Raw genomic sequence first — 8,485 nt, forward strand, 5'->3', positions numbered from 1 at the left:
TAATTAAAACCCGATGACCGCGCTCGTTATTTTCTGCTGCCTGTTTCTGAAACTGTGCCACCTGGTCTAAAAATACTTTCAACTCATTACTTGCACCGCGCTCCAACAACAATTCATCAAACCCATCGAGCAAAAACAGAAATCGAGTATTGTGGTCTGTCAACCAACCACTATCAGTCTTAACAAAATCTCTACCCACTGCATCAGCTAAAGTTTCATCAATATTTGCAGCAAAATTTCTCACATCCCGCAACCGAATTAAAATAGGTGTATATATAGGATGTAATTCCCGGCGCACCCAGTCAGCAAACATCCGGCAAAAAACACTTTTTCCCCTTCCCGGTCCCGCTTGAATAAATAATACCTGTTTGTGTTTATTTTCATCCAACAAAATTATTTTTGCCCACTCCTGAATATTCTGAGATATTGCTGTTTGTTCAACTTCTCCATTAGAGTTAACAGTTTTTACTTATTGTTTGTAGTGCGGGCATCTTGCCCGCGATGAGTTTATTTCACTAAATGGGTAAGGGCGAATGACCATTTACTAACGCAAAGCTGCTGCTAATGCCACTACAATATAGGGCGAATGCCATTTCCTAAGGTCATGCTCCGCAAACGCCCCTACAGATGGTGGTTTAACAGTCAATTTGCGTAATTCCTGTCTTAATTGGTAGCACTCCCGTATCCAAAATTATCAAAATAACATGGGTCGCGCAACCCGCCTTTTAAGGCGCAATATTTTTGGAGCGGTGCTTAAGTCCCCCTTACAAAAATAACTTCATAGGGCGAATGCCATTCGCCCCTACTGACTTCTGACTTCGTTAACACTCTACCAATAATTCTACTTTCAGAATATTCCTGCTGCAGGGCCTGCAAACAAGCACTCGCTGACTCCGCAGGTACAGTAGCAAGCAACCCACCAGAAGTCTGTGGGTCAAACAACAATGGATAAAGAACATGAGTACTTACCTGCTCCGAATTTTGAATAGATGCAGACATCCGCAGATTTTCCGGATACAGCGAACTAAAAATACCTTGCTGCAAAATTTCTACCACTCCTGGCAACACAGAAATTGCCTCCATTTCCAATTCCACAGCAACTTGAGAAGCTTTCACCATTTCCAGCAAATGTCCGACTAATCCAAATCCCGTTACATCCGTACAAGCAGTCGCACCATATTCCAATAACAATTTAGCAGCATTCTGATTTGAAACCAACATTGATTTTATCGCACTTTCAATCCAACGACCCTTTGCTCGCAAACGCATATCAGCAGCAAATAACACCCCCGTCCCCAACGGTTTCGTCAATATCAACACATCTCCCGACTGCATCCCACTGTTGTACAATAGTTTCTCCGAAAATGCTAAACCATTGCAGGTAAGACCAAAAGCTAATTCTGCTCCCTCAGTTGTATGACCCCCCATCAAAACAGCACCTGCTTGATTAAGAATTTCCGTTGCTCCCAATAACAATTGATATAAATCATCCTCTTGTTGAGTGGATGACGCATAAGGAATAGTAGCGATCGCTAAAGCACTTTGAGGTGTTGCTCCCATGGCAAATAAATCGCTCAAACAATGATTAGTCGCTATCTTTCCCAATAAATAGGGGTCATCCACCAATGCCGGAAAATAATCAATAGTCTGCACCATCACCTTATCTTCTGGCACCCTAACTACTGCAGCATCATCAAAAGTATTTATACCAATCAAAATATCATCCCTGTGTGTTTGCTGTTGAATATGGTGCAGCACCTTCTCCAAAACCTTACTTCCTACTTTTGCTCCACAACCAGCACAGTGCATAATTTGGGAATCTTTCCTCTTTCTACTCTTCCCTTTCCCAGAGGAGGGATAACTTCTACCTTCCATCTTCAGGTTGGTAAACTTATCCATAAATTTCCGGTCAATACGGTCTTTCCAACGCCAGAGTAAAGATTCAGGACCAAATCCCATTTTGCCACGAGAAGCGATCGCTCTTTGGTCTCCAGTGCCAATTAAAATCAGGAATTTTTTCTGAGGTATAAACGACTTTAGAGGTTTTTTCTGGAGAGCGCGTTGCAAATTTTCCAATAAGGGTTTTCCTTGTCGTACTGCAAAAACACCAGCTTTTGGTCGTGAATGGTTAACCATTGTTGCCACATCTCCCGCAGCAAAAACTTGTGGGTGAGAAATTGACTGTAGTTTGTCATTGACTAAAATAAAGCCACTGGCGTCTGTTGCTAACCCCGCTGTTTGTAACCAAGGTGCAGCAGATGCTTGAGTTACCCAGAACAGAATATCGCATTCTATTTGTAATCCCGAATTACACTCAATAATTTTGGGTGCAAAGTCTGGAATTTTCCGCTCATTCATCGGTGCATCCGAGGCAAAATCAATATCTTGCCTATCCTTACTTTTCACCCCAGTAACATTTTCTTCTAAATGCAATACCACACCGCGACTTTTCAGAATTTTCTCAACTTGCTTTCCCACCCAACGATGGCGTCCGGGTAATAGTCTTGTAGTGCGATGAAACAGATGCAACTCCAAATTATTAGTCGGTTGTCTAGCATCCTGATAAATTTGATGCAGATGACTTTGCACTGCAAATGCTAACTCCACACCCCCGACACCACCTCCAACTATTCCGATACAGATTTTTTGTTCTGGTGACTGAGCAACTGTTGTGGTTATCTCATGCCAGTAGGTGAGAAATTTTGATATGGGTTTGACAGGAATAGTATATTCTCTTGCCCCCGGTACAGTTAAGCTAGCGGGAGTACTGCCAATATCAATGGATAGTACATCAAAAGCAACAGGTGGACGGTTAGCACAAATCACCTGATTTCTTTCCAAGTCTAAACCAATGGCGCGGTCTACAAATATCCTAGCTCCGGCAAATTTAGCGAGGGGACGCAAGTCAATATGACATTGATCGAAAGTATATAAACCTGCCACATATCCAGGCAACATCCCAGAATAGGGAGTATGATATACATCTGTAATTAGGGTTAATCTTACTCCTGACATGGGGTTCATCGCAAAATCTTTAATAGCGATCGCGTGGCTATGACCTCCCCCTATTAGCACTAGGTCTGTTTCTACTGGCATAGATAATTTCATTATTATTGAACCAAATTCACACAAAGGTAGTTACATTTTAATATTAATATTATTATAGCCTTTTCATTTGAAATGCGGAAACAGAGTCTTACTTAGAAGGGAACAGGGAACAGTCAAGAAGAGAAAACAGTATTAAATAAATAATAATTGTGATCGCATTGAAAGTGTAACGATCATCCTTATGCTATTATGGCAAATAGTTGTTGGGTTTTGTTCAAATTTAGGCAAGGAGTAACAAATGCAATTAAAAGATTATTTTGAGTTTCTGACACCGGAGGATATTCGAGTTAAAGGAACGCGTATCGGTATCGAGCATATTTTTTACGAATACGTTATTGACAGTAAGACGGCAGAAGAAATTGCCGAACTATTTCATACTGTTAGCTTGGAGCAAGTTTATGCAACAATTTTGTATTATTTGCGCGATCGCGAAACAGTAGGACAATATTTAGAAAATTGGTTGGACTATACGAATAAAGCTCAAGCTGAATTTGACCGTCATCCTCCACCTTTTGTGGCAAAGGTACTGAAGTGGAAGTTGGAACGTCTAACTCAAGCAGAGGAAGTGTCTAAATAATGGCAATTAAATATTTGCTTGATGAAAATTTGCCCCCTCTATAGAACCCCTGAGTGGCATCTCTAAAAATTTAGGCGGTCGCTCCTATTACTTAACTTAAACATATATCTTTTCGGAGAAAGACATTTCCAATCATCAAAAATAAAATCAATTATTGTAGAGAAATCATCAATTATTTCCACCCTACTCCCTACTCCCTACTCCCTACTCCCTATTTTCTGGAGAGAACTAAAAGATACCAAATGGGTTCTATATAAAGAACAACTTTTGGAGTGGCAACCGGATTTAGTTGTTGTGGCAATTGGGGATGAAAACGTGCCACCTAAGGGTACAAAAGACCCTGAAATCTTGCGTTGGATTCAGAATAACGGTTTTATCTCAACGTTGGTTGAAGACCCGCGCTCTCCCGAAGGGGAGCGTCGGGATGAAAACCAATCAATTTTGAGGTTTTGTAAATAGTATGTTAGACTTAAAACTTGGCTGCTGGGCTAGCAGTGTCAGTCTGTGGAGCGACCGTAAGACCAAAAAGAGGCTCGACCTTGGAGGCTGGTGCATTGAAGCAGAAAGACCTAATCAGCGATGGTTAGGAATCCCGCGCTGTCTCGTAGAGCAGCGTCGGGAGGATGTCAATCTTGTCACTAACAACCGTAGTTCTATGCCAGTTCATCTTGCCGAACTTTTAGCTGAAAGTGGTCATGTACCGGGGATTTTAGTATTACGTCCGTCGGCGAATATCGGTCGGGTTATTGAAGATTTAATAGCTATTGCAGGTGCATCTTTTGAGGATGAATATCGAGACCAAATTACTTATATTCCGCTGATTTGATTGTTGTTTATAATACAAAACAAATCCTTGGACAGACCAATATTCTGCCCAAGAAATAAATTATCAAAAATCGAAAAAGTAAAAGATTTGAACGATAGGTCGCATTATCAAAATAATATGGGTCGCGCAACCCCGCCTTTTAAAGCGAAATATTTTTGGAGAGTTGCTCACGCATCCCCTACTTCCCCTCTTGGGAGGGGCAGGGGTGGGTTGACTTCTAACTTCTAACTTCTGACTTCTAACTTCTGACTTCTGACTTCGCTACCGCGATCGCCTATTTAGTGGGCACAACCATTTCCATGATAATCATCAGTATCATAAAATCCATTTTTAGTGCCAAAGAATAGACAACCAATGCTAAACAGCACAGTTAATCCAATTAAAATTAATTTGATATCCATAATGACAAGCTCCTTTATATGAATTTAACTCAAACAAATGAAATTATAGACAATACTTGGCTAGAACGCCCATCTCCCGAAGTTGCCCCAGATTTACTAGGCTGTACTTTAGTGCGACAGATGTCCAATGACAAAATTATCCGTAGCACCATCGTAGAAACCGAAGCTTATGCACCAGGAGACCCTGCTTGTCACGCTTATCGCAGTCGTACTCCACGAAATGCTGTGATGTTTGGCCCTCCAGGAATGAGCTACGTTTATTTCATTTACGGAATGTACCACTGTTTAAATATTGTGACAGATGCAGATGGGGTTCCTAGTGTTGTCTTAATTAGAGCTTTACAATTGGAGTCTGTCCCAGATTGGTTATGGGAATATATCCCAAAACAAAAATCAAAACCTAAAATTTCTCGTCTTGCTGCTGGCCCAGGTAAGCTTTGTCGTTTACTTGATATTGACCTTAGTTTGAATGGTTCACCTCTGGGAGTAGGAGGACCTATGTGGTTGGAACATCCTACAAGTCAATTTCAGAAAGATTTGCAAATAGTACAAACAACTCGTATTGGCATTACGAAAGGCACTGAATTACCGTGGCGGTGGTATTTGGCTAACTGTGATGCTGTGTCTAAAACTTAATTAGGAGTCAGGAGACAGGAGACAACCCACCCCTAGCCCCTCCCAGGAGGGGAAGACAGGAGACAACCCCTCCCAGGAGGGGAGAAATGGGAATGAGGGAGGAGGTAGGAGTAAGAATTGTCAATTTGGGATTTTTCTGCCCAACTATGAGCCTAAAATACTAACTTTTTGAGCGTTTTAGACTGAAAAACAGGTACTTTTTTCTACCTCAAAAAGGCACTTGTTTTTATATGTCAATGCTTTTAGATTTAATCAGCAAGCCATAAATAAAAAATCATGAGAATTTTAAAACAATCTCCATCACTACAACAAGCTTTTCAAGCAAAAATTCAGGAAAAAATTTATGACAATAGACAAGAAGTGAAACAAGATTTAGGGGGTGGTTTCTTTGGAGAAATTGGCGCTGGTTTTTTTCAGTTTAAACAATTTAGAAACCAAATAAAAGGCAACTTAGGCGAGACTTTTTTATCATTATTACTCATGTCACTACCTGATAATTGGGTAATGTTTAAAAATGCTTTAATTCCCACAAAATCTAGAAACCTTACAGAAATTGATCTTTTAATTATTGGCAATGCAGGTGCTTTTTTAGTAGAAGTAAAAACTTGGAAAGGTTCATTTTCTGCTAATCAAGATAAATGGAAAAGACGAGAAGGAGGAAAGTGGGTTCCCTTAGAAAATAGCCCTACTTCTCAAAGTATGTATCACAAAAAAATGTTTGAAAATTGGATTATTCCTCAAGTTTCTGATTTCCCTGAAAATTTTATATTTGCTCCTGTTGTTTTTCCTGTGGCAAAATGGATTGGCACAACTAATTGTTCTGTGCCTGTATTGCAAGGTTTTCAAGAACTAACACAGATGTTACAGCAATATCCTAAATGTTTAACCAATGAACAAGTTTTAATCATTAGTAAATTAGTTGAAAATTGCGATATTTCAGATATCCCTAAACCTTCTGCAAAACCAAAGCCTATTTTACGAAAACCTTCTGAACAATAATTCAGAATAATACCAATTTGAAAAAATAATTTTACAAATAATTTGGGTAATTAAAATACTTTATAGGAGATGGCTCTTGGACTAAAAAGATAAATTAATACCTAAAAACTGCTATTAAAGTTATTCATTCTGACTCTTGACTTCTGACTACTGACTCCTAAGAAATATCCTAGCTATTTGTAGCAAAATTTATCAATTTGGTATAAGAAAAACTGCTGCAAATTATTCTACTCTGCTACAGAATAAAAAGAACAGTTCACTTATTCCTCTACTCCCTTACTCAAGAAAATGTAGCAAACACTTATCACGCTTGGTATAATATTTTTGGCCGATAACTTTTGTGAACAAAGTATATGCAACTTACCCAGAATTGCTCTACTCTATATTATGTACTCAATAATTAATATAGAGTTGTAATATGCCCAGAACTCAACGAAATGATAACTTCATTGACAAATCATTTACGGTCATGGCAGATTTGATTTTGAAGCTACTACCAACAAATAATCAAGCTAAAGAGGCTTTTGCTTATTATCGTGATGGAATGTCTGCACAGGGTGATGGTGAATATGCTGAGGCATTAGACAATTATTATGAAGCTTTGAAATTAGAAGAGGACCCTAATGACCGGAGTTATATTTTTTATAATATAGGTTTAATTCATGCTAGTAATGGTGAACACGATCAAGCAATAGAATACTATCACCAAGCTTTAGAAAATAATCCGAGAATGCCTCAAGCTTTAAATAATATTGCTGTAATTTTTCACTACAGAGGAGAACAGGCGAAAGAAAAAGGTTCGTCAGAAGAAGCAGATGGTTGGTTTGATCAGGCGGCAGAATATTGGAAACAAGCAATAAGTTTAGCTCCTAATAATTATATTGAAGCTCAAAATTGGTTGAAAGTTACTGGGCGTTCAACTAAAGATGTATTTTTCTAAATGTAGTTAATTTTAGAGTTTTGAAAAGAGGAAAAATTACTAATAGAAATCTCCGGAAATTACACATATAGATCATTTGTTGTGTCTTTTTCCAGAAATTTTCTTCCCTGTTGCCTGTTGCCTGTTGCCTGTTGCCTGTTGCCTACTTTTGCAAAAAGTCTATTCTTTTTTGGAGATGTCTAATGATTGATAGCGAACAAGTCCGTAAAGTTGCACATTTAGCTAGATTAAAACTTAACCCAGAAGAAGAAGAAAAATTTACGACTCAGTTAAGTAGTATTTTGGATTATTTTGAGCAGTTGAGTGAATTAGATACAGAGAAAGTACCTCCTACTACTAGGGCAATTGATGTTAGTAATATCACTCGTGATGATGATTTGGAAAAGTTTCCAAATAGAGAAGAAATTCTCTCTTGCGCTCCAGAGCAAGATGGAGACTTTTTTAAAGTTCCTAAGATTATGAGTGAAGAGTAATAGTTTAACGATCAGGGTTTTTAGATTTACAGCGGTTTTCATTTCAGTAGACCACAGTAGGGACGTTGCATGCAACGTCCCTATAGGGTTTTAGTTATGGCGATGTGGTTCATCAATTTGAAAACATAAAAAATGGCGGTCCGAAGTTAGCCAGGGTGATTTATCCCCTGGTTGAATAACGACGCGCGGGTAATAAAGCGGCGTAAAAGTCTGGTATACTAGCGGAATAAGGAACAAGGTTTGTCGCCATGACAAGACCGCGCTTTGCGGTGAAATTCCGGCGGACAGGAGACGGGGAATTAATTTCTTACGACGGCTGTTTGCGTAGCATTCCGTAGGAAAAGCAAGCAGGCAGCTAGAGCAGCGAGAAGATTGCTCCAACATATTGAGTAAAACCACTCGTGAAAGCTAAAAAAAGTAGACTCACAGCTAGATTTCGGTCTATGTCGAGGAGTTTAGAAGTCTGTTGACAGGCTTTAAGCAAATGTGGATTCATCCCATTTGCGGTGGATTAACCACGGAATC

Annotated in this window: 9 protein-coding genes and 1 pseudogene; 7 read left to right on the plus strand and 3 right to left on the minus strand. The window is 39.3% G+C overall.

Annotated elements, in window-relative coordinates; all coding sequences use genetic code 11:
• Both F6K15_RS36700 and selD read right to left on the minus strand, forming a co-directional pair.
• A pseudogene (locus F6K15_RS36700) lies at positions 1 to 388 on the minus strand (low-complexity protein); the annotation flags it as partial.
• A gap of 365 nt (positions 389 to 753) precedes the next feature.
• A complete protein-coding gene (gene selD / locus F6K15_RS36705) occupies positions 754 to 3,096 on the minus strand; it encodes a selenide, water dikinase SelD (RefSeq protein WP_293070890.1) in 2,343 nt (780 codons plus the stop codon).
• Between the two features lie 250 nt (positions 3,097 to 3,346).
• Between selD and F6K15_RS36710 the strand changes: the two genes are divergently transcribed.
• The 3 genes from F6K15_RS36710 to F6K15_RS36720 all read left to right on the plus strand — a co-directional run bounded on the left by F6K15_RS36710 (position 3,347) and on the right by F6K15_RS36720 (position 4,511).
• Positions 3,347 to 3,685 carry a DUF433 domain-containing protein gene (locus F6K15_RS36710; protein WP_293070892.1) on the plus strand — a complete coding sequence of 113 codons (339 nt, stop codon included), beginning with the start codon at positions 3,347 to 3,349 and terminating at the stop codon, positions 3,683 to 3,685.
• A gap of 267 nt (positions 3,686 to 3,952) precedes the next feature.
• Positions 3,953 to 4,144, plus strand: coding sequence for a hypothetical protein (locus F6K15_RS36715; RefSeq protein WP_293070894.1), 192 nt, complete (start codon positions 3,953 to 3,955; stop codon positions 4,142 to 4,144).
• Position 4,145: 1 nt separating this feature from the next.
• On the plus strand, positions 4,146 to 4,511 hold the full coding sequence (locus F6K15_RS36720) for a hypothetical protein (RefSeq protein ID WP_293070895.1): 366 nt from the start codon (positions 4,146 to 4,148) through the stop codon (positions 4,509 to 4,511).
• A gap of 278 nt (positions 4,512 to 4,789) precedes the next feature.
• Here F6K15_RS36720 and F6K15_RS36725 read toward each other — a convergent pair whose 3' ends face one another.
• Positions 4,790 to 4,912 (minus strand): hypothetical protein, encoded by a 123-nt coding sequence (locus F6K15_RS36725; RefSeq protein ID WP_293070896.1) that lies wholly within the window; start codon positions 4,910 to 4,912, stop codon positions 4,790 to 4,792.
• Between the two features lie 18 nt (positions 4,913 to 4,930).
• Between F6K15_RS36725 and F6K15_RS36730 the strand changes: the two genes are divergently transcribed.
• The 4 genes from F6K15_RS36730 to gatC all read left to right on the plus strand — a co-directional run bounded on the left by F6K15_RS36730 (position 4,931) and on the right by gatC (position 7,960).
• On the plus strand, positions 4,931 to 5,548 hold the full coding sequence (locus F6K15_RS36730) for a DNA-3-methyladenine glycosylase (protein WP_293070898.1): 618 nt from the start codon (positions 4,931 to 4,933) through the stop codon (positions 5,546 to 5,548).
• Positions 5,549 to 5,824: 276 nt separating this feature from the next.
• Entirely contained in the window at positions 5,825 to 6,547 is a 723-nt protein-coding gene (locus F6K15_RS36735) for a nuclease-related domain-containing protein (RefSeq protein ID WP_293070900.1), read from the plus strand.
• A 418-nt stretch (positions 6,548 to 6,965) separates the two neighbouring features.
• Complete coding sequence (locus F6K15_RS36740; protein ID WP_293070902.1) at positions 6,966 to 7,487, plus strand: photosystem I assembly protein Ycf3; 522 nt, start codon at positions 6,966 to 6,968, stop codon at positions 7,485 to 7,487.
• 182 nt (positions 7,488 to 7,669) lie between these two features.
• Positions 7,670 to 7,960, plus strand: coding sequence for an Asp-tRNA(Asn)/Glu-tRNA(Gln) amidotransferase subunit GatC (gene gatC / locus F6K15_RS36745; RefSeq protein ID WP_293070904.1), 291 nt, complete (start codon positions 7,670 to 7,672; stop codon positions 7,958 to 7,960).
• The last annotated feature ends 525 nt before the right edge of the window (positions 7,961 to 8,485 follow it).

It is taken from the genome of Okeania sp. SIO2B3 (assembly GCF_010672525.1).
Lineage (GTDB): Bacteria > Cyanobacteriota > Cyanobacteriia > Cyanobacteriales > Microcoleaceae > Okeania.

What these genes read in the sequence shown, in the direction of transcription:
- gatC (WP_293070904.1), top strand. Translation starts at nt 7,670, where the DNA reads ATGATTGATAGCGAACAAGTCCGTAAAGTTGCACATTTAGCTAGATTA.
- F6K15_RS36740 (WP_293070902.1), top strand. Translation starts at nt 6,966, where the DNA reads ATGCCCAGAACTCAACGAAATGATAACTTCATTGACAAATCATTTACG.
- F6K15_RS36710 (WP_293070892.1), top strand. Translation starts at nt 3,347, where the DNA reads ATGCAATTAAAAGATTATTTTGAGTTTCTGACACCGGAGGATATTCGA.
- selD (WP_293070890.1), bottom strand. Translation starts at nt 3,096, where the DNA reads ATGCCAGTAGAAACAGACCTAGTGCTAATAGGGGGAGGTCATAGCCAC.
- F6K15_RS36735 (WP_293070900.1), top strand. Translation starts at nt 5,825, where the DNA reads ATGAGAATTTTAAAACAATCTCCATCACTACAACAAGCTTTTCAAGCA.
- F6K15_RS36725 (WP_293070896.1), bottom strand. Translation starts at nt 4,912, where the DNA reads ATGGATATCAAATTAATTTTAATTGGATTAACTGTGCTGTTTAGCATT.
- F6K15_RS36720 (WP_293070895.1), top strand. Translation starts at nt 4,146, where the DNA reads ATGTTAGACTTAAAACTTGGCTGCTGGGCTAGCAGTGTCAGTCTGTGG.
- F6K15_RS36730 (WP_293070898.1), top strand. Translation starts at nt 4,931, where the DNA reads ATGAATTTAACTCAAACAAATGAAATTATAGACAATACTTGGCTAGAA.